General features: G+C 51.4%; 26 protein-coding genes, 1 tRNA gene and 1 pseudogene. 9 read left to right on the plus strand and 19 right to left on the minus strand.

Translation table 11 applies throughout. From position 1 onward, the window contains the following. Positions 1-249: 249 nt before the first annotated feature. From BZG14_RS10475 to BZG14_RS10490, 4 genes are all read right to left on the minus strand, one after another. Positions 250-1,656 carry a HipA domain-containing protein gene (locus tag BZG14_RS10475; protein WP_077608690.1) on the minus strand — a complete coding sequence of 469 codons (1,407 nt, stop codon included), beginning with the start codon at positions 1,654-1,656 and terminating at the stop codon, positions 250-252. Then, the gene (locus tag BZG14_RS10480; protein ID WP_077608702.1) at positions 1,649-1,984 is read right to left on the minus strand and encodes a helix-turn-helix domain-containing protein; all 336 of its coding nucleotides are present in this window, start codon (positions 1,982-1,984) and stop codon (positions 1,649-1,651) included. Before BZG14_RS10480 ends, BZG14_RS10475 begins: the two co-directional genes overlap by 8 nt. Before the next feature lie 333 nt (positions 1,985-2,317). Further along, a tRNA-Ile gene (locus tag BZG14_RS10485) sits at positions 2,318-2,393 on the minus strand. Positions 2,394-2,547: 154 nt separating this feature from the next. Beyond that, a complete protein-coding gene (locus tag BZG14_RS10490) occupies positions 2,548-2,766 on the minus strand; it encodes a hypothetical protein (RefSeq protein WP_131825181.1) in 219 nt (72 codons plus the stop codon). A 320-nt stretch (positions 2,767-3,086) separates the two neighbouring features. Between BZG14_RS10490 and argF the strand changes: the two genes are divergently transcribed. The 3 genes from argF to pyrI all read left to right on the plus strand — a co-directional run bounded on the left by argF (position 3,087) and on the right by pyrI (position 5,717). Continuing rightward, entirely contained in the window at positions 3,087-4,094 is a 1,008-nt protein-coding gene (gene argF / locus BZG14_RS10495) for an ornithine carbamoyltransferase (protein WP_077608691.1), read from the plus strand. Positions 4,095-4,308: 214 nt separating this feature from the next. Continuing rightward, the gene (pyrB, locus tag BZG14_RS10500) at positions 4,309-5,253 is read left to right on the plus strand and encodes an aspartate carbamoyltransferase (protein WP_077608692.1); all 945 of its coding nucleotides are present in this window, start codon (positions 4,309-4,311) and stop codon (positions 5,251-5,253) included. Continuing rightward, positions 5,250-5,717 (plus strand): aspartate carbamoyltransferase regulatory subunit, encoded by a 468-nt coding sequence (gene pyrI, locus BZG14_RS10505; RefSeq protein ID WP_077608693.1) that lies wholly within the window; start codon positions 5,250-5,252, stop codon positions 5,715-5,717. Before pyrB ends, pyrI begins: the two co-directional genes overlap by 4 nt. A 130-nt stretch (positions 5,718-5,847) precedes the next feature. On the opposite strand, the gene sspB is transcribed toward pyrI, so the two are convergent. From sspB to zapE, 8 genes are all read right to left on the minus strand, one after another. Beyond that, complete coding sequence (sspB, locus tag BZG14_RS10510) at positions 5,848-6,375, minus strand: ClpXP protease specificity-enhancing factor (protein ID WP_077484174.1); 528 nt, start codon at positions 6,373-6,375, stop codon at positions 5,848-5,850. Further along, entirely contained in the window at positions 6,375-7,013 is a 639-nt protein-coding gene (gene sspA / locus BZG14_RS10515) for a stringent starvation protein SspA (RefSeq protein ID WP_046073932.1), read from the minus strand. The genes sspB and sspA overlap by 1 nt, the downstream gene beginning before the upstream one ends. Positions 7,014-7,100: 87 nt before the next feature. Further along, entirely contained in the window at positions 7,101-7,838 is a 738-nt protein-coding gene (locus tag BZG14_RS10520) for a cytochrome c1 (RefSeq protein ID WP_077608694.1), read from the minus strand. Next, on the minus strand, positions 7,835-9,103 hold the full coding sequence (locus BZG14_RS10525; protein WP_077608695.1) for a cytochrome b: 1,269 nt from the start codon (positions 9,101-9,103) through the stop codon (positions 7,835-7,837). Before BZG14_RS10525 ends, BZG14_RS10520 begins: the two co-directional genes overlap by 4 nt. Continuing rightward, entirely contained in the window at positions 9,103-9,693 is a 591-nt protein-coding gene (gene petA / locus BZG14_RS10530; RefSeq protein WP_077484168.1) for a ubiquinol-cytochrome c reductase iron-sulfur subunit, read from the minus strand. Before petA ends, BZG14_RS10525 begins: the two co-directional genes overlap by 1 nt. 379 nt (positions 9,694-10,072) lie before the next feature. Next, complete coding sequence (rpsI, locus tag BZG14_RS10535; protein ID WP_069363322.1) at positions 10,073-10,462, minus strand: 30S ribosomal protein S9; 390 nt, start codon at positions 10,460-10,462, stop codon at positions 10,073-10,075. A 13-nt stretch (positions 10,463-10,475) separates the two neighbouring features. Then, the gene (rplM, locus tag BZG14_RS10540; RefSeq protein ID WP_046073927.1) at positions 10,476-10,904 is read right to left on the minus strand and encodes a 50S ribosomal protein L13; all 429 of its coding nucleotides are present in this window, start codon (positions 10,902-10,904) and stop codon (positions 10,476-10,478) included. 277 nt (positions 10,905-11,181) lie between these two features. Continuing rightward, positions 11,182-12,288: a cell division protein ZapE gene (gene zapE / locus BZG14_RS10545; protein ID WP_077457685.1), complete on the minus strand. Its 1,107-nt coding sequence runs from the start codon at positions 12,286-12,288 to the stop codon at positions 11,182-11,184. A 279-nt stretch (positions 12,289-12,567) separates the two neighbouring features. Between zapE and zapG the strand changes: the two genes are divergently transcribed. The 3 genes from zapG (at position 12,568) to degS (ending at position 15,630) form a co-directional block, all read left to right on the plus strand. Then, positions 12,568-12,975: a Z-ring associated protein ZapG gene (gene zapG, locus BZG14_RS10550; protein ID WP_077608696.1), complete on the plus strand. Its 408-nt coding sequence runs from the start codon at positions 12,568-12,570 to the stop codon at positions 12,973-12,975. A gap of 71 nt (positions 12,976-13,046) precedes the next feature. Beyond that, positions 13,047-14,411 (plus strand): Do family serine endopeptidase, encoded by a 1,365-nt coding sequence (locus BZG14_RS10555; RefSeq protein ID WP_108743550.1) that lies wholly within the window; start codon positions 13,047-13,049, stop codon positions 14,409-14,411. Positions 14,412-14,559: 148 nt separating this feature from the next. Further along, entirely contained in the window at positions 14,560-15,630 is a 1,071-nt protein-coding gene (gene degS, locus BZG14_RS10560; RefSeq protein WP_077608698.1) for an outer membrane-stress sensor serine endopeptidase DegS, read from the plus strand. 84 nt (positions 15,631-15,714) lie between these two features. Here degS and murA read toward each other — a convergent pair whose 3' ends face one another. Genes murA through mlaF form a run of 7 tightly spaced genes read right to left on the minus strand, consistent with a single transcriptional unit; the run spans position 15,715 to position 20,305 of the window. Continuing rightward, positions 15,715-16,974 carry a UDP-N-acetylglucosamine 1-carboxyvinyltransferase gene (murA, locus tag BZG14_RS10565; RefSeq protein ID WP_077608699.1) on the minus strand — a complete coding sequence of 420 codons (1,260 nt, stop codon included), beginning with the start codon at positions 16,972-16,974 and terminating at the stop codon, positions 15,715-15,717. Between the two features lie 9 nt (positions 16,975-16,983). Continuing rightward, on the minus strand, positions 16,984-17,253 hold the full coding sequence (gene ibaG / locus BZG14_RS10570) for a BolA family iron metabolism protein IbaG (protein ID WP_077484160.1): 270 nt from the start codon (positions 17,251-17,253) through the stop codon (positions 16,984-16,986). Between the two features lie 2 nt (positions 17,254-17,255). Next, positions 17,256-17,570, minus strand: coding sequence for an STAS domain-containing protein (locus tag BZG14_RS10575; RefSeq protein ID WP_069363315.1), 315 nt, complete (start codon positions 17,568-17,570; stop codon positions 17,256-17,258). Further along, positions 17,567-18,241: a phospholipid-binding protein MlaC gene (gene mlaC / locus BZG14_RS10580; RefSeq protein WP_069363314.1), complete on the minus strand. Its 675-nt coding sequence runs from the start codon at positions 18,239-18,241 to the stop codon at positions 17,567-17,569. The genes BZG14_RS10575 and mlaC overlap by 4 nt, the downstream gene beginning before the upstream one ends. Before the next feature lie 5 nt (positions 18,242-18,246). Then, positions 18,247-18,726 (minus strand): outer membrane lipid asymmetry maintenance protein MlaD, encoded by a 480-nt coding sequence (gene mlaD / locus BZG14_RS10585; RefSeq protein WP_069363313.1) that lies wholly within the window; start codon positions 18,724-18,726, stop codon positions 18,247-18,249. 2 nt (positions 18,727-18,728) lie between these two features. Beyond that, positions 18,729-19,508 carry a lipid asymmetry maintenance ABC transporter permease subunit MlaE gene (gene mlaE, locus BZG14_RS10590; RefSeq protein ID WP_369801985.1) on the minus strand — a complete coding sequence of 260 codons (780 nt, stop codon included), beginning with the start codon at positions 19,506-19,508 and terminating at the stop codon, positions 18,729-18,731. Next, positions 19,508-20,305, minus strand: coding sequence for a phospholipid ABC transporter ATP-binding protein MlaF (mlaF, locus tag BZG14_RS10595; RefSeq protein ID WP_077457695.1), 798 nt, complete (start codon positions 20,303-20,305; stop codon positions 19,508-19,510). The genes mlaE and mlaF overlap by 1 nt, the downstream gene beginning before the upstream one ends. Before the next feature lie 371 nt (positions 20,306-20,676). Here mlaF and BZG14_RS10600 point away from each other — a divergent pair, with 371 nt between their 5' ends. From BZG14_RS10600 to BZG14_RS10610, 3 genes and pseudogenes are all read left to right on the plus strand, one after another. Next, the gene (locus BZG14_RS10600; protein WP_077608700.1) at positions 20,677-21,639 is read left to right on the plus strand and encodes a calcium/sodium antiporter; all 963 of its coding nucleotides are present in this window, start codon (positions 20,677-20,679) and stop codon (positions 21,637-21,639) included. 12 nt (positions 21,640-21,651) lie between these two features. Beyond that, positions 21,652-22,626: a KpsF/GutQ family sugar-phosphate isomerase gene (locus tag BZG14_RS10605; protein WP_077608701.1), complete on the plus strand. Its 975-nt coding sequence runs from the start codon at positions 21,652-21,654 to the stop codon at positions 22,624-22,626. Next, a pseudogene (locus BZG14_RS10610) lies at positions 22,626-22,863 on the plus strand (3-deoxy-D-manno-octulosonate 8-phosphate phosphatase); the annotation flags it as partial. The gene BZG14_RS10605 and the pseudogene BZG14_RS10610, both read left to right, overlap by 1 nt.

The following is a 22,863-nucleotide window of genomic DNA, read 5'->3' on the forward strand; positions in this document are numbered from 1 at the left end:
AGTAATACCAACATGTTAACAAGTATAAGACMCGGCTATGATCATGCTCCTTTAAAAGTTTGATAGATTTTCGGCATCGTGAGATTAGCCCCTAAATAGAGGCGATTATGCTATTCCTGAGAAAGCAGATTTTCGATACCTAAAGCAGTCCATCATCTACTAAATTAGTAAGCTTGCAACTCGGGATTGTCCAAAATAATTTATATATTTATTACTATAGCTGGCTTACTATAGCCTCCGCATTCGCCATTAAAGAAGTCTACTCATTTCTGGCACGCTGTTGGCTTGCTCTAGCAAGTATTCACTCTCTGTTTGGATGAGTGACACACACAGCTTTATGTGTTCACGTTCCCCATCGTCGATTCCTTGAGCTTCGGTAAGGTCAATCGCTTCCTTCAGCGCATTTTTTATAGCACCAACGGTTTCTACCATTATGGCCGCCATTTTGGTGCCTGAATAACCCAGCAGAGCGCCGAATTCAGCTAAATCATAGCTGGTGATAGGACGTTGGAAGTTGCCTTTCGGCGGATTTTGAAAGTCTTCACTTTCCCAATCGCCAATCGACATTGCAAAATATTGAGGGATACTGGCGGCCCGCCCCTCATCAGCAGACAATTTACCGCTTCGCGAATTGCGCTTTGCTCCCTCTTGAGCAATGGCTTCTATGTTCACTAAATCATAAAAAGGAGTCAGCTCTAGGCCTTTAGGGGTGACGAAGAAGCTAATATTTTTACCATGAGCATCATAGTTTAGCGTGGCGAGATTAAAGAGCATCCATTGGGTAAGTTTTAGATTGGTGGTTACCGTGTCTATGGTTTTGACGCTCAGTAGACGCGGGAAAGAAACGCCATCACGCATATACACGCCATCGCCTTCATCCCCATTCTGACGCTCGTATTTGTAGCCTGGAGGTAAGTCAGTTGCCTGACAACCATCAATCACATGCTTTCGTTGAACGACATCACGAGTCGCGATATAGGCTCGATCGAACCGCTCTATGCTCAGTGTCCTCGTCTTCCCAATGCGAGTTAACTCAACATTAGCGACGTCCAAACCAGCTAGCTTGGCTAATGTCATGCAGAAGAACTYATTAACAGCAATACACGGTGCTTTACCGCTTTCAAACTTCAGAATGTAGTTTGAACTTAATTTGCCTTCCCCAAACCCCCATTCATCGCCGCGCTTAAGTACGTTTAACTTATTTTGCACACCTGCAACCGAAAGGCGAACCTTGCCATCCCAATAAACCAATGGCGCTAAGTTACGCTCTAATCGGTCTACCAACTCCTCATTAGGTACAGGTCTAAAGCTGGTTTCTTGAGGCTCCGAACCTGGCACTCGAAAAGATAATGCACCAGATGTTTCCGCACCAAGCTTACGAATTAGTCCGAACGTGTTGCTTTTGGAGATGGTGGTGTTTTGTATCATTTCCTCAAAGGCTTCTCCTTCAGGAAGGAGGTTTCTGAGATAGTTCTCGATACTGCGTGGCGAAGCCTGATCAACGAAAGGGATGTGTGGTGAAATCGGGAACCCCGTGTGTTTCCATTCATCTTCATAGATGAATGAGAACTCTGTTTCTGTTCCGACGGGGAGAATCAAACGACCAATTTTGGTATTCGTACCGATAAATACATCTAACTGTTGTAACTTACTCATACCAACCGTCCTCACTGCTTATCACGCTGTTTTCAGATTGGAAGTTTATTTGGCTATGTGGACGAGCAAATAGGTTTAAGTCTATAAGGCGTAACGACAGCCCTAAGATGTCCATGAGGACAAGTACATTGGCAAAGGTGACACTGGTATCGCCTTTTTCTATCTTCATGACTGTTCTGCGAGATAAATTGGCTTTTGAAGCGAGATCATCAATACGCCAGCCTCTATCGGTGCGCTTTGAGCGAATAGCGCTCCCCAGCGTTTCCATACTGAACTCGGTATTCAAATCAGGCATAGGTTGTGCCTTTACACTCTTACCTTTTTTCATAAGTGCCTTTAAATGTACTTTTGTTACTTTTAAGTTCGCCTCACCACATAAGTTCACTATAACTCACTTTTGCGATAAATGTATACGAAATCACCTATAAGTGCAATTTAAGTTACTTATGATTGGTTTGCGAGTTCAATCTATCTTTGTGCGCTATGGGAGAGATTTATTCGCCAAAAGGACACATTTGGCAACAGCGTAATATTCGGATTAGTATTGGGAACAGACAGAGAAGAGTGCGTGATCGGGGCTTACCTGACCCATTACCTGACCCAAAATCGTCAGGTATAAAAAAAGGTTAGTAAACACTACGCTTACTAACCTTCTAGAGTCTGGTGGCCCCTCCCAGACTTGAACTGGGGACCAATCGATTATGAGTCGACTGCTCTAACCACTGAGCTAAGGGGCCGAATGGAATGGGATTATAGGGGAAGGCTCACAGGGTGTCTAGCTGTAAGGGGGGCGAATTCAGTATGCTTTTTGAGCACTTAGCGTGTGGTGGGATAAACAAGCGCCGCCAATGTGGCGGCACTCACGCTTTGCTTGCTTAGGAGGTTACCGCCTTATTGCATGGCGGGGTCTTGGCTTTCTTCCGCCGGCCAGGTGCTGTTGTCGTCTTCTGGCATTGGCTGCGTGTCACAATCCGTGCCGCCGTCTGGACAAGTTACCACGGGCTGGTCGCCTTGTGGTTGGCTGGCTTCGTTGGCCATCGCGGGGCCGGCGAGGCCAACCATCATCATGAGTGCGCTAAGAGTCAGTGCTTTGTTTTGTGTTTTCATCATGTTCTCCTTCCTAGTATTGTCGTTTGCCCTTGAGGACATGAACACTATCTCGCACTCATCGCGCGGCCCTGTCATTCTCTCGCTATAAGGCGGTAAAAGGATTGTCTAGTTTGTCGCCAATTTATCAGCATTGTCAGTGCTTGATTAAATCCCTCCTTAGCGGTCAGAAAATCATCAAAAAGGTGTGTTATTGGTCAGCTTATGGCCTTTACGCTCGGTTTTGTTGCTTGCATCTTGCTGGCACGGGCTTTACCATCAAAGAATAATTAAACATAAATATCGATTTAATATTCAATTTTTCGCGTTATTTAGGGATAGATATGAAAAGCGACCTCTACCAGCAATCACTGCTCACCTTACTCGACTTATCACCTCAGCAAATCCACGATCTGATTGATGATGCCGCCGCACTAAAAGCGGCAAAAGCTCGCGGTGAGGAAGCCCCGCAGCTAACAGGCAAAAACATTGCGCTGATTTTTGAGAAAACCTCGACCCGTACCCGCTGTGCCTTTGAGGTGGCGGCGTTTGATCAAGGTGCGCAGGTCAGTTACCTCGGCCCTAGCGGCACCCAGATTGGCCATAAAGAAACCATGAAGGACACCGCGCGTGTGTTAGGGAGAATGTATGATGGCATTCAATACCGTGGCTTTGGCCAAGAGGTGGTCGAGACGCTCGCCGCGAATGCCGGGGTGCCGGTGTGGAATGGCTTAACCGATGATTTTCACCCCACCCAAGTGTTGGCCGATCTGCTCACCATGCAAGCGCACAGTGACAAGCCGCTAAATCAAATCGCGTTTGCGTATGTGGGGGATGCGCGCAACAACATGGGTAATTCGCTATTGATCGGCGCCGCGAAAATGGGGATGGATCTGCGCCTAATTGGCCCTAAAGCCTATTGGCCTGAGGCCGATTTGATCGCGACCTGCCAAGATATCGCCGTCAATACTGGCGCAACGCTCACCTTAACCGAAGACACCGCAGCGGTGAACGGTTGTGACTTTGTGTATACCGATATCTGGGTGTCGATGGGTGAACCCGAATCGGCCTGGGCGCAGCGCGTGGCTGATCTCATCCCTTATCAGGTGAATCCAAGCTTAATGGCCGCCACCGCAAACCCACACGCTAAGTTTATGCACTGTTTGCCTGCCTTTCATAACGATGAGACTGGCGTAGGAAAACAAATTGCCGATCAATACGGGCTCAATGGGCTGGAGGTCACCGATGCGGTGTTTGAATCGGCGCAGTCGATCGTCTTTGATCAGGCAGAGAACCGACTGCATACCATCAAGGCTGTGATGGTTGCCACACTCGTCAACGCAAGCACGTAAACGATTGCACTTTTGCTTGCACGACATAAATAGGGGCGTATAATTCGGCCAGATTTCATTACACGGCCAGACGTTATGTTGGTTATTCCACCTACAAACAGCGATTTATCCGCCCCATTGCGGGACGGTATCCGCATTGGTCGTGATCGTAAAAACCTCCGTTTCGGAGGTTTTTTTTTGCCTGTAGCACACTGCAAAGAAAGGGACTCGCGTTATGGCCAATACGCTTTATAACAAACATATTATTTCCATTCCCGAGCTCAGCCGCGACGAGCTGGCGTTAATCGTCGCCACGGCGGGCGAGCTAAAAGCGCGCCCTAACCCGACGCTATTAAAAAATAAAGTGATTGCCAGCTGCTTTTTTGAGGCTTCGACGCGTACACGCTTGTCGTTTGAAACCGCGATCCAGCGCCTGGGCGGCTCGGTGATCGGCTTCCCCGACGGTGGCAATACCTCGTCAGGCAAAAAAGGCGAAACCTTGGCCGACTCAGTCCGGGTGATTTCCTCGTATGTCGATGGCTTTGTAATGCGCCATCCAAAAGAAGGTGCCGCGCGGTTGGCCTCGGAGTTCTCTGAAGGTGTGCCGGTAGTCAACGGCGGTGATGGTGCTAACCAGCATCCAACCCAAACCCTACTCGATCTGTTCTCGATTTACGAAACCCAAGGCCGGCTCGATAACCTCAATATTGCCATGGTGGGCGATCTAAAATATGGCCGTACCGTGCATTCGCTGACGCAAGCCTTGTCAAAGTTCGAGGGGAATCGCTTTTTYTATATCGCCCCAGATGCGCTAGCGATGCCTGAGTATTTGTTAGATGAGCTGACTGCCGCGGGCCACCCGTATAGCCTGCACAGTAGCATCACCGATGTGGTGCCTGAGCTGGATGTGTTGTATATGACACGAGTGCAAAAAGAGCGATTTGATGAATCAGAATACGCGCACATTAAAGCGGCGTTCATTTTAAATGCGGCCATGTTGCGTGATSCCAAACCCAACATGAAGGTGATGCATCCCCTGCCCCGTGTGGATGAGATTACTGTGGATGTCGATAAAACCCCGCACGCCTATTACTTTGAGCAAGCTGAGAACGGTGTCTATGCGCGAGAAGCCCTGCTGGCACTGGTATTAAACGAACAGGTTGAAGGAGTTGCACAATGAGCACGGATAACAAACTACAAGTTGAAGCCATCTGTCACGGCACGGTGATCGATCATATTCCCGCGCACATTGGCTTTAAGATCTTAAACCTGTTTCAAATGCACGGCAGCGATCAGCGGATCACCATTGGTCTGAATCTGCCCTCGTCAGCGTTGGGCAGCAAAGATCTGATCAAAATTGAGAACGTGGTGATCAGCGAAGATCAGGCCAGTCAACTCGCACTGTATGCACCACAGGCGACCGYGAATCAAATCGAAGACTATCAAGTAGTGGCCAAGCTGCCACTGACCTTGCCTGAGGTGATTCAAGGCGTATTCCGCTGCCCAAACTCTAACTGTATTACCCACGGTGAGCCGGCGGTCGATAGCTCATTCCGCGTGCTGAGTGAAGCAGACGATGTGAAGTTGCGCTGCAAATACTGTGAGAAGGTATTCTCGCGTGAGATCATGACCGAGCGTCATTGATTCAGACGCCGTACATTAAGGGCGTCGAGTCGGGCGCCTTTTCTGTGCGGCAGGCTCCCTGCGCATAAAAAAACCAGCACTTGGGTGCTGGTTTTTTGTGTCTTACCTTCAGGTAGAACTTGCGACGCGGTTATTTCACCACGGTCAGCGTCGGCTTGCCTTTTTTGCTTGGCGTGGCCGGCGTGTCGTCTTCGTCATCGGCTTGCGGCAACGCGTCTGGATCATCAACGCTGTCGACTGATACTAAAGACGGCTCTTCTTCGTCTTCTCCCTCGCTGGATGGGGCGGTTTGTTCAAACATCTCCTCATCATCAGCGTGGGCGTAAGCTGGCTCCATATCAAACATGGTGCCCGCGCCATTTTCACGTGCGTAGATGGCGAGCACCGCCGCCATAGGCACCAGCACTTGCTGGGGCTTGCCGCCAAAGCGCGCGTTAAAACACACGTGCTCGTTGCTCAGTTCCAAGTTACCGACCGCGCGCGGGGCGATATTGAGGACAATTTGCCCGTCTTTAACGTAGTCAAACGGCACTTGTACGCCCGGCAAAGTCGCGTCCACCACCATGTGGGGGGTGAGATCGTTATCCAGTAACCAATCATAGAACGCGCGAACCAAATAGGGGCGGCGTGGTGTCATCGCAAATTCTGATGTAGACATTATTGACCTGTTAGTCGCATTTCACGTTCAGCTTCTGTCAGTGAGGCGAGAAACGAATCACGCTCAAACAGACGCGTCATGTAATCTTTTACTTGCTTCGCACCTGGGCCAGTTAGCTCAATGCCTAGTGCAGGCAAACGCCACAGCAGCGGCGCTAAGTAGCAATCTACCAGACTAAACTCTTCGCTTAGAAAGTAGGGATCTTCGGCGAATACTGGTGCCAGCGCCAGAAGCTCTTCACGCAGCTGCTTACGCGCTTTATCAGCGTCGTCAGCACTACCTTCCATAATTTGGTCAACCAAGGTATACCAGTTGCGCTTGATGCGATACATCATCAAACGGCTTTGTGCACGAGCAACAGGGTATACCGGCATCAATGGCGGGTGAGGGAAACGCTCATCCAAGTATTCCATGATGATATCCGCGTTATATAACGCTAACTCACGGTCTACCAAGGTTGGAACAGAGTTATAAGGATTTAAGTCAACCAGGTCTTCTGGCAGATTATTMGGATCCACCAGCTCGATTTCTACACTGACACCTTTCTCTGCGAGGACGATGCGTACCTGATGACTATAGAGATCAGATGCGTCAGAGAATAACGTCATCACCGAGCGTTTATTGGCAGCAACAGCCATCAACCCCTCCAGGATGTTCAATATCAATAGAAAGCAATGGGGACCTAAAGTCCCCATTGCGGATTAGCAACACACTAGATTAACCGATCAGTGTACATCGCGCCAATATTCTTTCTTGAGGAAGTACGCCAAAATCAAGAATACCACGAAGAAACCAATCACCCACCAGCCTAACTGCTGGCGCTCTAGCTTCACCGGTTCCCCTGAATATTCAAGGAAGTTAACCAGATCGCGCACCGCATTATCGTACTCGCTGGCACTGAGTTCGCCATTGCCGTCAGATTTAAGGCCAACAAACTCTTCCACCGGCTCACCGTCCACCATACGTGTTTCGTACACTTTACGGGGTGTGCCTTGAAGCTCTTCAAGCACGTGTGGCATACCCACGTTCGGGAACACGGTGTTGTTCACGCCAAATGGGCGAGATGGGTCGACGTAGAACGAACGTAAATAGGTATATAGCCAATCCACGCCACGCACACGTGCCACCAAGGTCAGATCAGGTGCCGGTGCACCAAAGTACTGCGCGCCCGCCTCTTGCGTCATGGCATTTTTCATCAAGTCGCCGTAATCGGCATTCTTATCGACAATCAGGTTGTCTTCCATCAAGTCTTTAGGAATATTGAGATCTTCGGCCACACGCTGATAACGCTGATACTGCGTAGCATGGCAACCAAAACAGTAGTTCATGAACAGTTTGGCGCCACGTTGCAATGAGGCTTTGTCCGTCAAATCATTGTTGGCTTCGTCCAAGTGGACATTACCACCGGCGGCCATCGCCAAAGAGGGCAACAGCGCGCACAAGATTACAATCCATTTTCTCATTTGAATGTCACCCTCTCTGGTAGCGGTTTCGTTGCCTCATTTTTGCTGTAGAAGAACAACAGCACGAAGAACATGAAGTAACAGAAGCTGAAGATCTGCGCCAGCAAGGTGTAGGTTGGGGTTGCTGGCAACGCACCCAGAATACCCAGAGCAATAAAGGCAATCACAAATTGGACGATGTTCGCCAAGTGCAGCTTGCTGCGGTAGCGGTATGAGCGCACACGGCAGCGGTCAAGCCACGGCAGGATGAACAGCATCACAATCGACGCGCCCATGGCAATCACACCAATTAGCTTGTCTGGGATCGCACGCAAAATTGCATAGAACGGCGTGAAGTACCAAACAGGGGCAATGTGCTCAGGGGTCTTCAGCGGGTTAGCCGCTTCAAAGTTGGGTGGCTCAAGGAAATAGCCGCCCATTTCGGGATTAAAGAAAATCACGTAGGCAAACAAGATGCCGAACACACCCACACCAATCAAATCTTTCACTGTCCCGTAAGGGTGGAAAGGAATCGAGTCAATGATCTTATATTTCTTGGTGTAGTCAGGGTGGAACTTGAACTGTGACTGCTGGCCATCGTCGTCTGCCTCACCTTTCGGCAGTTTAGTGTCGATACCATCCGGGTTATTGGAGCCCACTTCGTGCAGTGCAAGTACGTGCAACGCCACGAGCAGCAAGAGCACAATCGGTAGTGCAACCACGTGAAGCGCAAAGAAGCGGTTCAAGGTCGCGCCAGAGACGACGTAGTCGCCACGGATCCATAGCGTCAAATCATCACCAATAACTGGGATAGCCCCGAACAAGGAGATGATAACCTGTGCCCCCCAGTACGACATTTGCCCCCATGGCAGCAGATAGCCCATAAAGGCTTCAGCCATCAGCACCAGGAAGATCAGCATACCAAATAGCCATAACAGCTCACGTGGCTTTTGGTAGGAGCCGTAAATGAGGCCGCGGAACATATGCAGGTAGACCACCACAAAGAAGGCCGAGGCCCCAGTGGAGTGCATATATCGGAGGAGCCAACCGTACTCCACATCACGCATGATGTATTCAACAGACGCAAACGCGCCTTCCGCTGAAGGTACGTAGTTCATCGTTAGCCAAATCCCAGTCAGAATTTGGTTAACCAGAACCAGCATTGCGAGCACACCAAACATATACCAGAAGTTGAAGTTCTTCGGCATGGGGTACTCAGTCATGTGTTTGCGATACGCATTCATCGCTGGAATGCGTTTCYCAACCCAGTTCAGCAAGTTTTCCATTACGCAGTCCCCTCATCTTGTCCCACGAGTACCCGTTTGTCGTCCAAGTACATGTAAGGTGGAACGACCAGGTTCAGTGGTGCAGGTACGCCTTGGAATACGCGTCCTGCCATGTCAAATTTAGAACCATGACACGGGCAGAAGAACCCGGCTTTCACCCCACTCACTTGCTCACTGAAGCTGTCAGGCAGATAGGTTGGCGAGCAACCTAGGTGGGTACAGATACCAACCGCGACAAAAATTTCAGGTTTAATAGAGCGGGTCTGGTTGGCTGCGTATTCTGGCTGTTGCGGCTGTGCCGAACCGGGATCACGAAGCTGGTCCTCGAAGCTAGACAGCTGTTCGACGACCGCATCACTGCGACGCACGATCCATACAGGTTTTCCTCGCCACTCAACACGGATCATTTGTCCGTCTTGTAGCTTGCTGATATCGACTTCGACAGGCGCGCCCGCCGCTTTGGCTTTCGCGCTTGGGTTCCAAGACTTAATAAAAGGTACGGCAACTGCTACGGCCCCTAAACCGCCAACAACTGACGTCGTCGCAGTCAGGAAACGGCGTCGGCCGGTATTCACTGGCGCATTGCTCATCCAACATTCTCCCATGTGCTCCCGCTTGGATTTTTATTGTGTCCTTTGCGTCCATGGAGCGTACGGCTTACTTAAAAACGAATATGTAATAACGGCTGACTGGGATCAGTTCGATTAAATCTTAGCTGCTATTACGTCGGCTAGATGATAGAGAAAACCCTACTTTTTGACAAGATAAAGCTACCTTTTTGTAACAAATGTGAGCGGTGTGCACAGAATTGAGGAAAGGGTAATAAAAATGTTGGAAAGTGAGTGCTTATACACTGTTTTGAAAGGAAATAAATGAGTATTACACGCGAGAATGCTGGTTAAATTGATGAATAAAAAAAGCCTGGCGTTGCCACCAGGCTTTTTGCAGCAAATCTGACTGAAACGTCGATTAACGCTTCGAGAACTGCGGGCTGCGACGTGCTTTGCGTAGGCCAATTTTTTTACGCTCAACGCGACGAGCGTCACGCGTAACAAAGCCAGCTGCACGTAGCGCAGGACGTAGTGACTCGTCATACTCCATCAGGGCACGAGTAATGCCGTGACGGATTGCGCCAGCTTGACCAGAGATACCACCACCAGAAACGGTGATGTACAGGTCTAGCTTCTCGGTCATTTCTACCAGCTCAAGCGGCTGACGAACGACCATGCGAGCGGTTTCGCGACCGAAGTAAGTGTCGAGAGAACGCTTGTTGATCTCGATGTTACCGCTGCCTGGCTTGATAAAGACACGCGCTGCGGAGCTTTTGCGACGGCCGGTGCCGTAGTATTGTTCTGCCATTGCTTTATTCCTCTTAGATGTCTAGTACTTGCGGTTGTTGTGCCGCGTGCTTGTGCTCAGAACCTGCGTAAACTTTCAGTTTACGGTACATAGCACGACCTAGAGGACCGCGTGGCAACATACCTTTAACGGCTTTTTCAATAACCAGTTCAGGTTTTTCCGCGATCAGTTTTTCAAAGCTGATTGACTTGATGCCACCAATGTAGCCAGTGTGGCTGTAGTACATCTTGTCAGACTTTTTGCGGCCAGTAACAGCCACTTTCTCAGCGTTGATAACAACGATGTAGTCACCGGTGTCAACGTGAGGAGTGTATTCTGGCTTGTGCTTGCCACGCAGACGCGTTGCAATTTCAGTGGCCAGACGGCCCAGCGTTTTGCCTTCAGCGTCTACAACGAACCAGTCGCGTTTTACAGTTTCTGGTTTAGCAACGAAAGTTTTCATGCTAATGATTACCCGATTAATAAGTTTCACTTCAGGAGCCTAAGCTCCCACTGTTAAGCGCCCATACATCACCCCTTCGAGTGGTGGTACACTCGGCCTAAGCCTTTCAACAGTAACGGTGGGTCGCGAGATTATAGGGAAGAGTGGAGAAAAAATCACCTCCTTTTGGCAAAAAAATTCGATGGATTTTTTCAGTTGGTGATTGTTTGGCTACTGCACGCCACTGTAGGGCGGGACACGCACCATCAGAACGCTTGCGCCCCGCTTTTTATCCTATTTAGGGCAAGTGCGGCAAGGCGAGGTAGTCATGGCTTTGCATCTCAATAAGGCGTGATTGGCAGCGCTGAAATTCAAACGCCAACCGCTCGCCTTGATAGAGGCTATCCATGGGTACCGCCGCCGAAATAATTAGCTTCACGCTGCGCTCATAAAACTCATCCACCAAGGCAATAAAGCGCCGTGCAGCGTCGTCTTGCAAGCCAGTCAGCTGAGGCATATCAGCAACCAACACGGTATGATAAAGGCGTGCCAGCTCCATATAGTCACTCTGGCTACGTGCTGATTGGCACAGCTCAGCAAAACCAAAATGCACCACCCCATCACCGTTTTCGATGGTTTGCAGCGGTCGATGGTTCACCTCGATCACATCCTGCTTCAGCCCGCCCTCGCCATTGAGCTTCTTAAAATACGCGTGCATTTGCGCGGTCGCGGCGTCACCTAAAGGATGGTGAAAGATCTCGGCTTGCTCAAGGGTGCGTAAGCGGTAATCGACGCCTGAGTCGACATTGACCACGTCACAATGCTGGTTAATCAAGGCGATCGCAGGCAAGAAACGGGCACGTTGTAGCCCATTCCAGTAAAGCTCATCCGGCACAATGTTAGAGGTGGCCACCAAGGTAATGCCGCGCGCAAACAAGGCTTCCATTAACGTCCCCAAGATCATCGCGTCGGTAATGTCAGAGACAAAAAACTCATCAAAGCACAGTACTCGGGTTTCTTGGGCGAACTTGTCGGCAATTTGTGGCAAAGGGTCAACCTCGCCATCCAAGGTTTTCAGCTCTTGGTGCACGCGATGCATAAAGCGGTGAAAGTGCATCCGCATCTTGTTTTCGAACGGCAAAGCGTGGAAAAACGTATCCATTAGGTAGGTTTTGCCGCGCCCCACCCCGCCCCAGAAATATAAGCCTTTTACAGGGGTCACAGAAGCCGGCTCGCGCTTACGCCAAGGCAGCCAGCTGCGCTTTTCCGGCGTGGCGGGAACAATGGGGTTGGCAACCAAGCGATGGTAGAGATCATCGAGTTTCTCTACTGCCATACGCTGCGCGGGGTCTTCAATAAAATCGTTATGGGTCAGATCGTTATTGTAATGCTCGAGTGGCGTCATTCCGTGAAAGCCTCATTGATTATCGCCTCGCACGCATAGTAACACGCCCGATACAAAACGTAACATATCCGCCAAACCACCGGAGAGGGCTCGCCCCAACCCACAATCCGTCCGCTGCCAGTACCGCAAGGACGCATCGACGTGTATAGTAAGCGAATCCCCCTTGCTGAGCTATTGGGGAATGTACGATATTATTAGGTAGGCAAGTGATTTTACTTGTCTTGACTGACCCGCCAGTGGTATCTGTGGACAGTCAACTTGTGACTACAAGGAGCAGTTATGGCCTGGATTAATAGCCTGATCTTTCTCGTCATCGGTATCGCGGTAGGCTTCTTCATTGCCCGCATGACGACACGCGATCTCAAACAACAAAAAAACATGAAAAGGGAGCTAGAAAAGTCACGTTACGAGCTGGAGCAATATCGCCAAGAACTGGTTGATCATTTTGCCCAAAGCGCGGAGCTGCTCGATACCCTTTCCAAAGATTACAACAAGCTCTATCAACACATGGCAAAGACCTCGACTGATTTGATGCCCAACTTGCCCGATCAGGATAATCCGTTTTCCAAGCGGCTGGGTAAAATCACTGAAGTGAAAGCCGAGACAACCAGTGAGCCGCCAAGAGACTACTCAGGCAGCGCCTCTGGACTGCTCAAAAGCGGCGAAGGGTCACGCGCGACAAGTTGATGGAGGATTGAACTTTTTCAGATAGCCCCCACTCTCACTTCATACCTCGACAATCGGAGTGTGAGTCTATGATGAAGAAGTCTTTACTAGCGATGAGTATCGCCGCGCTGACTCTTGGCGCGGCTTTTTCCCCTCTCCCGAGCCACGCAGCCTTGCCGCAAACCGTTAACGGTGAGGCGATGCCCAGCTTAGCGCCCATGCTAGAGAAGGTGTCTCCTGCGGTGGTGAGCATTGCCGTTGAAGGCAATAAAGTCGCCAAGCAGCGTATTCCAGAAGCCTTTCGTTTTTTCTTCGGCCCCAACATACCGCCAGAACAAGCCCAAGAGCGCCCATTTCGCGGACTCGGCTCAGGGGTGATTGTCGACGCGGATAAGGGCTATATTGTCACCAACCACCATGTGATTGATGATGCCGACCAAATTCGCGTGCAGCTCAAAGACGGACGCGAGTACGATGCCACCTTGATTGGCAGCGACGAAATGTCTGACATCGCCCTTCTTCAGCTCGAAGAAGAGGCCGATAACCTGACCCAAATTCCGCTCGCGAACTCAGACGAACTGCGCGTGGGCGATTTTGCCGTGGCGATTGGTAACCCGTTTGGGCTTGGGCAAACCGTTACTTCGGGGATCATCTCTGCACTAGGGCGCAGTGGTTTGAATTTGGAAAACTTTGAGAACTTTATTCAAACCGATGCGGCGATCAACAGTGGTAACTCGGGCGGTGCCCTGGTTAACCTTAATGGCGAGCTAATGGGGATCAACACCGCTATTTTAGGCCCAAATGGCGGTAACGTCGGGATTGGTTTTGCGATTCCAGTCAATATGGCGAAAAGCCTGGTCGACCAAATTATCGAATACGGCTCAGTGCGCCGCGGTATGCTGGGAGTAACCGGTCGCGAGCTAACATCGGAGCTGGCCGATGCCTTTGGCCTTGCTACAAAACACGGTGCCTTTGTCAGCCAAGTCATGCCTGAATCTGCAGCAGAAGAGGCAGGCTTGGAAGCCGGGGACATCATCGTCTCGGTTAATGGCAAGAGCATCCGCAGCTTTGGCGAGCTACGCGCTAAAATTGCCACCTTGGGCGCGGGCAAGCCAGTGACCTTGGGGGTTATCCGCGACGGTGAAAACCTAGAAATGGACACCACCCTTAAAGAGGCGAGCCAAACGCAAACCAAGGCCGACAACTTACACAAAGCCCTCACCGGTGCTGAGCTGAAAAATCACGACACCAAGCCTGCTGGGGTAGAAGTGACGGCGATTGAAGAAGGTTCACTCGCCGCGCGCTATGGGCTGCGTGAAGGGGATGTGATTGTCGGTCTTAATCGTCACAAGGTTGAGAACTTAGGCGATCTGCGCAAGCTACTTGAAGACAAACCCAGTGTGCTGGCGCTCAATATCGTCCGCGACAACAGCTCCTTGTACCTGGTGATCCGCTAGCCCGCGAACAGGCCTGGCGTTCATCGATTGATGCCTGCCTTCTCGGCAGGCATTTTTTTTGATCAGACCGCGGTGATGATTTCCCCAACCCTCGCTGACAATGCTATTCTCTAGCTCCGCGTTAAGTTGCTTGAGGATGGCATTATTTATGCTGGCGTTATTGATTCGCTCTGTGATTATTGGCTTGGTGACGGCTGCTTTATTGTTGGTAGCGGTGCCAGACTTACGCTCGGGTCTGCTATCCGGCTTTTCAATGGCAGACAGCATCGAGGACGATCCCGTGGAGCTGGTGTCGTTCAATTACGCGGTTAAGCGCGCGTCGCCGGCAGTGGTCAATATTTACACCCGCAACTACACCGGTAACGAACGATTAGCCCTCAACACTCAGGGGTTAGGCTCTGGGGTGATCATGAGCGCTAAGGGCTATATTGTCACTAACTATCACGTGGTCGCCGAGGCCGATCAGGTGATTGTGGCGTTGCAAGATGGCCGTATTTTCACCGCCCAGATGGTGGGTAAAGACCAGCGCACCGACTTAGCGGTGATCAAGGTACAAGCCGATAACTTACCCGTGATCCCGTTCAACGAGCGCTATCTGCCCGCGGTGGGCGATACGGTGCTCGCGATTGGTAACCCCTATAACCTCGGCCAAACCACCACTTATGGCATTATTTCCGCGACCGGGCGTACCGGGATGAGCTTTTATGGCCGCCAAGACTTTTTACAAACCGATGCCGCGATCAACCGAGGGAACTCTGGCGGCGCTTTGGTCAACAGTCGCGGCGAATTGGTGGGCATTAATACCGCCTCATTCCAGCAAGCCACCGATTTGGAAACCTATGGCATCTCCTTTGCTATTCCCTACGGGTTGACTGAAAAAATCATGAATAAACTGATTGCCGATGGCCGAGTGATCCGAGGCTATATCGGGATTGATGGTCGTGATGTGAATCCGGTAATGGCGCGCCTGCTGGATGCCGAGCAGCAACGAGGAGTGATGGTGTCTGGAGTTGACCAAGGGGGACCGGCGGACAAGGCGGGGATCCAACCGCAAGATTTAATCATTCAAATTGATGGTCAGTCCGTACGTGGCGCGCGCAGTGCCATGGATATGGTCACCGATACGCGCCCAGGCTCCACGCTAGATGTGACCCTCATTCGTGATGGTGAGACCCTGACACTGCCGGTCAAGGTGGGCGATGAAAGGCAGCGCCGCTAACGCTGTCGGTCTCTGCGCTTATCACTTCACGCCATCAAAAACGCCAGCTGGATGCTGGCGTTTGTGTGTCGAGTGCAGGCGAGGTTACGCCGCGTCAATCCGATCTATTTTCGCGCCCAAGGCTTGAAGTTTATCCTCGATACGCTCATAGCCTCTATCGATATGATAAATGCGATCGACAATGGTCTCGCCCTTGGCGATACAACCTGCAATCACGAGGCTCGCCGAGGCGCGTAAATCGGTCGCCATCACTTGCGCCCCGCTTAAGCTGTCGGTGTCACCACAGATCACGGTATTGCCCTCAATTTCTGCATGAGCGCCCATGCGCTGCAGTTCAGGCACATGCATAAAGCGGTTTTCAAAGATGGTTTCGGTGATAATGCCCGTGCCCTTGGCCACCAAGTTAAGCAAGCTAAACTGGGCTTGCATATCAGTCGGAAACCCGGGATGCGGTGCGGTGCGTACATTCACCGCTTTTAGCTCGCGGTCGGTCATATCGAGTTCGATAAAATCATCACCGGTGACGACCTTCGCCCCCGCCTCTTCGAGCTTGTGCAATACCGCTTCGAGTAACTCGGGCGAAGTATGGCGACAAATAATATGCCCGCCAGACACAGCCGCGGCCACCAAGAAGGTGCCGGTTTCAATCCGATCGGCCACCACTGAGTGCTTGCCGCCGCCGAGGCGCTCTACCCCCTCAATTTCAATCCGATCCGTGCCTGCACCTGACACCTTAGCCCCCAGCATGTTGAGGAACTTGGCAGTGTCAACGATTTCTGGCTCACGCGCCGCGTTTTCAATCACTGTGGTGCCGTCAGCCAGAGTGGCCGCACTCATGATGGTGACCGTCGCGCCGACGCTGACTTTGTCCATCACAATATGCGCCCCTTGCAAGCGGCCATCCACGGTCGCACGCACATAGCCTTCATCCAAGGTAATAGTGGCACCCAGCTGCTCAAGGCCATTAATGTGCAAGTCTACTGGGCGGGCACCAATCGCGCAGCCGCCTGGCAATGACACCTCGCCTTTACCAAAGCGTGCTACCAAAGGCCCAAGCRCCCAAATAGACGCGCGCATGGTTTTGACTAAATCATACGGCGCACACAGCTCGGTGATGTCACTGGCATCCACATGGACAGAGCCGTTGCGGCTCACCTTGGCACCCAGGCGAGATAACAGTGCCATGGTGGTATCTATGTCACGCAGTTTAGGGACATTCGCCACCTCGACCGACTCTTCAGCGAGTAATGAAGCAAATAAAATCGGGAGGGCGGCATTTTTCGCGCCGGAAATGGCCACTTCACCTTTTAGCGGGCCATTGCCCGTCACTCGAAACTTTTGCATCAGACCCTCTTACAGCTGCATCAGCTTTTTATCGCGTGCCCACTCAGCTGGTGTCATCGCTTTAATGCTGACCGCATGAATATCATTACGCGCAATGTGATCCGTTAGCGGACCATAGATCGTTTGTTGCTTTTTCACACGTGACATCCCGTCAAACATCTCTGCCACAGCAATCACTTCAAAGTGGCTGCCATCGCCTTTGACGTGCAGCTCGTCCACTGACAAAGCCTTTTCTGAAAAAGCGGCCTCTAAAATGGCTTTAACTTCGCTTGCTTCCACGTTTAAACCCCTTCTTGATGCTCAGCATCGTCAAAAAATGTGTCTAAATTACTCAGCGTTAACAACAACTTAAGTTGCTCGGGCACCCCTTGATAACGCACCTGTTGCCCCTGGCTACGTAGTTGCTTATCAAGGTGTAGCAACATCGCCATACCGGCGGAATCGACGCGTGACAACGCGCTTAAATCCAGGCTAAAGGCGGTGTCGGCGGGGAGCCACTGGTCACGTTGACGCCAAAAGTCAGGCACTGTGTCACGATCTAATCGCCCTGACAAGTGATACTGTTGCCCCTCCCCGGCGGTTAAGCGGATGCTCATGAGGCGTCCTGTTTTTGCTTGTCTTCGCGACGGATGGGGCGCTCTGCCAAGGTTTTTAATTGTTCGATGACCGAATCAATGCCATCACGACGTAGCGGCGCTTTCCACTCCGACTGCTTAGACTGGATCATACTCACCCCCTCAGCGGTGACGTCATAGGCTTGCCAATTTCCTGTCCGAGAATTTTTACGTAAACTAAAATCAAGGCGAATTGGCGGTCGTGATGGGTCGGTAATGTCCACCCGCACTTTGACAATTTTATCGTCCGGGGCAATCGGCTGATCTTTTTGTACCTCGACGGCCTGGTCATCATATTCGAGCAGGATTTGGGCATAAGAAGCAATCATGTATTCAGTGAAGGCCTCGGTAAAGGCATCACGCTGCGCCGGTGTCGCTTTGCGATAATACTGCGCCCCTAACACCAACGATGCCGCATACCGGGTATGGATATAAGGCAGCAACTCGTCTTTCACCACATCTCGCAGCAAGTCCGGATCGGCGCGGAATAAGGTGCGATCTTTACGCAAGCGACTAAACGTGTTGTCCGCAACTTGCTCAATCAGCTGATAAGGGTTGGATTGATCAACCGGCTCACTGGCCTGCGCCACAGAACTAAGGCTAGAAACCATTAAGCAAATGGCGCTACCCAGTGCGATCAATGTCTTCTTCATGCTGTTTACTCCTTGTCACCCATGCTGTAGAGGAATTGACCAATCAAATCTTCTAGCACCAGTGCCGATTTGGTGTCCTGAATTTTATCTCCCGCCTCGAGATAGCCAATGCCGAGGGCTTCATCCACGAAACCTGGGGTAATACCAATGTACTGCTCGCCCAATAACCCCGCGGTATAAATCGAGGCCGAACTTGATTCCGGAAAGCGCCCGGCATCCGCGTTTATTTGCAAGGTGACCTGAGGGACATACGTCTCTGCATTCAAAGAAATATCTGTGACCTGGCCGACCGTCACGCCGCCCACCTTGACGGGTGAGCGTACTTTCAAACCACCAATATTGTCGAACTCAGCGGTTAAGGTATAGGTATCCGCCCGCCCCCAACGTTGGACGTCTGCCACTTGAAACGCCAAGACCAATAACGCTGCAATGCCCGCAATGACAAAGCAGCCTACCCAAAATTCTGTTTTACGACTCTGTTGCATGATTAATTCCCAAACATGAGTGCAGTAAGGACAAAGTCAAGGCCAAGCACGGCCAACGATGAATGTACCACAGTACGTGTGGTGGCGCGGCTGATCCCTTCCGATGTCGGCGTGGCATCATAGCCGTTAAAAAGCGCAATCCAGGTCACAGCCACCGCAAACACCACGCTTTTGATCAGGGCGTTGCCCACGTCATAACCCAGATCAACCGACGCTTGCATCACTGACCAGAAACTGCCGTGATCAATGCCTTTCCAGTCGACGCCAACTAACTCGCCGCCCCAAATGCCCACCAGCATAAAAATCACGGCCAGCAGTGGCATGGCGATTACGCCCGCCCAAAAACGCGGGGCAATCACTCGGCGTAGCGGGTCGACCGCCATCATTTCAAGGCTAGAGAGCTGCTCGGTGGCTTTCATCAAGCCTATTTCGGCGGTCAGTGCTGACCCAGCGCGTCCGGCAAACAGCAAGGCGGTCACCACGGGGCCAAGCTCACGCAGCAGCGACAAGGCCACCATTTGCCCAAGGCTGGTTTCCGCGCCAAAGTCTGACAACACCAGATAGCCTTGCAAGCTCAGCACCATGCCAATAAATAAGCCGGACACCATAATGATCGCCAGTGAGCGAACGCCCACCGAATAAAGCTGTTTGACCAACAATGGAAAGGTTTTGCTCGGCTGCGGACGGCCAATCAGTGCACCTGCCATCACAAAGGTTGCACGGCCCATGGACTCGGCCACACGCATCGCCCGGCGGCCCACATCTTCAATTTGTGTTCTGATCACCGGAAAATCTCCTGCGTTAACTCGCCAGCGGGGTAGCGAAAAGGCACAGGGCCATCGGCATGGCCTTCTAAGAATTGTTTGACCCAAGGATCAGGGTTGTCACGCAGCGACTGGGGCGAGCCACTGGCGATAATGCGGCTATCGGCCAGTAAATAAACCTGATCGGCAATGCTCATCACCTCAGGGACATCGTGTGAGACCACCACACAGGTCAACCCTAGTGCTTGGTTGAGTTGGCGGATCAAGGTGACCAGTACGCCCATGGTAATCGGGTCTTGGCCGACAAAGGGCTCATCAAACAAAATCAGTTCAGGATCGAGGGCTATCGAGCGTGCGAGTGCTGCACGACGTGCCATGCCGCCAGACAGATCACTGGGCATTAAGTCGTGTGCACCACGCAACCCCACCGCTTCTAACTTGAGCATCACGATGGTGTGGATCAATGACTCGTCTAAATCGGTATGTTCGCGCAATGGGAAAGCGACATTATCAAACACCGACATATCGGTGAACAGCGCCCCTGATTGAAACAGCATGCTCATCCGCTGACGGACTTCAAACAGCTTGCGTCGTCCCAAGGTAGGAATAGCGTGACCATCAAACACAATCTCGCCCGCATCCGGTTTAAGCTGACCGGCAATCAAACGTAGCAAGGTGGTTTTGCCAATGCCTGATGGCCCCATGATCGCGGTTACCTGGCCACGTGGCACTTGCAAATCAATATTGTCAAAAATGCATCGATTGCCCCGTGAGAAAGTCATCCCACTGATATCTATCAGGCTCTGTGCTGCCATGGCCGCATCTCATGGTTATAAAGGAACAAAATGAAGTGGCTGATAATAAGGCGTCACCCATTCTAACACAAGCCACGCCGCACCTCAGCGCCCGCAGGACGTGACTTATCCCTGATAATAGCAGCTTCTTTTCGCTTTTCGTGTCAGACATCAGTCAGCTAACGTCCGGTAAATGTAACGCTGCCATTGATGCTGACTGTTTCACGGCGACCATTTCATGGCGACCGTTTCACGGCGACAACTCTCATGTTGGTGAATGAAATCGCTGATTTCATCGCTAAAGCACGGGCTTTTCGCTTCACATTTACCCCGTTAGCCGTCAGAATTGCACCTCATTTGAACCCAATCAATAAACGCAAAGGATAGGTGTCATGGTCATAGCGGTTGCCATACTCATTGTTGGACTCATTGTGCTAGTGTGGAGCGCTGACCGATTAGTGTTCGGCGCGGCAGCAATCGCGAAAAACTACGGCGTCTCTCCGCTGGTGATCGGGATGACTATCCTGGCCATGGGCTCTTCCGCCCCCGAGATGATGGTCTCGGCCAACGCTGCCTTAGCGGATAAAACCGACACCGCCGTGGGAAATGTGTTGGGCTCGAATATCGCCAATATCGCGTTAATCCTCGGCTTTACCGCGTTGATTAAGCCCCTTTCTATCGGCTCGACCATTATTCGCCGCGAGCTGCCTTTGATGCTAGGGGTCACCTTGTTGGCTGGGGTGCTGCTTTGGAACAACCACCTAGGCTTTTTTGAAGGGGTGGGACTGTTCACCTTATTTGTGGTTTTCATCTTAATGATGCTGAAAATTGGCAAAGATTCTGGCGGCACTGACCCGATTCTTGCCGATCAGCAATCGGATATCCCTAATGATGTCAGCAATCTAAAAGCCGTATTGTGGATCATTATCGGCTTACCGTTATTGCTCGTCTCCTCGGATCAAGTGGTCGACTCGGCGGTGACCATCGCGCAGTACTTTGGCATGAGCGATTTAGTGATTGGCTTGACCATTATCGCTATTGGCACCAGCTTGCCTGAGCTCGCCGCATCGATAGCCGGGGTAATGAAAGGGGAAGATGATTTGGCTGTCGGCAACATCATCGGCTCGAACGTGTTCAATATTCTCGCGGTGATGGGGATCCCAGGGTTACTCAATCCCTCGGCGATCAGTGAGTATGCCATGAGCCGCGATTATTATATTGTGTTGGTGCTGTCTATCATGTTGCTGGTGTTTGCACTCGGCAAATCACGCAGTATCAACCGCATCGAAGGCGCTGTTTTTCTCCTTTGCTATATCAGCTATCAGGGCTACCTGTTTGTGAATGCGGCAGCCTAAACGGACACAAATATGAGTGATTACAGTTTTGATTTTCGCCGCGCCGGACTTGATGTGCTCAACATTGAGCAGGACGCGATTGCGCAACTAAAAACGGCAATTGATGCCCACTTCGAGGCCGCATGCGAGCTTATTTTGCACGCCACCGGCAAAGTCGTGGTCATGGGCATGGGTAAATCCGGTCATATTGGTAAAAAAATTGCCGCGACATTGGCGAGCACGGGGACGCCCGCGTTTTTTGTCCATCCAGGGGAAGCCAGCCACGGCGATCTGGGAATGATAWACCAAGGTGATGTGGTACTGGCCATTTCCAACTCGGGGGAAGCCGGTGAAATCTTAACCTTGCTGCCCGTGATTAAACGCCTCGGGATCCCCTTGGTCTGTATGACCGGCAATTCCAATTCCAGTATGGGCCAGCTGGCAAAGGTCAACTTGAACATTCATGTGCCACAGGAGGCCTGCCCATTGGCCTTGGCCCCCACCTCCAGCACCACGGCGACCTTAGTGATGGGTGATGCCCTTGCGATGGCATTGATGCAAGCCAGAGGCTTTACCGCGAACGATTTCGCCCTCTCCCACCCCGGCGGCGCACTGGGGCGTAAGCTATTATTACGTATCAGTGATTTGATGCACCAAGACGCGCGCTTGCCCATGGTAAAGGAAACCGCCACCGTCCGTGATGCACTTTTAGAGGTGTCGGAAAAAGGCCTAGGTATGACAGCGATCGTTGATAGTCATGGGCAACTCACGGGCGTGTTTACCGATGGTGATTTGCGCCGCTTGCTGGATATGCGCATTGACCTGCACACCACCACCATCGGTTCGGTGATGTCGAAAAATCCGGTCACCATTGAGCCGGAACTGCTGGCGGCAGAAGGACTCAAACTCATGGAAGAGCGTAAAATTAACGGGTTGCTGGTTGCCAAAAACGGCCAGCTGCTTGGCGCCCTTAACATGCATGACCTTTTAAAAGCCGGAGTAATGTAATGGCTTCCACTGTGATTGACACCCTTTATGGCCCTGTAGCCGCCGACGTATTTCAACGTGCCGCGGCGATAAAGTTGCTGATTTGTGATATTGATGGCGTGTTCTCCGATGGTCGCGTTTAYATGGGCAATCATGGCGAAGAGCTCAAGGCGTTCCACACCCGTGATGGGTATGGCATCAAATCGATCATGAATGCCGGCATTGAGGTCGCGGTGATCACTGGCCGCCAATCTCAGA

The sequence above is a fragment of the Salinivibrio sp. IB282 genome (genome assembly GCF_001995685.1).
In the GTDB taxonomy this organism is placed as follows: Bacteria; Pseudomonadota; Gammaproteobacteria; order Enterobacterales; family Vibrionaceae; genus Salinivibrio; species Salinivibrio kushneri.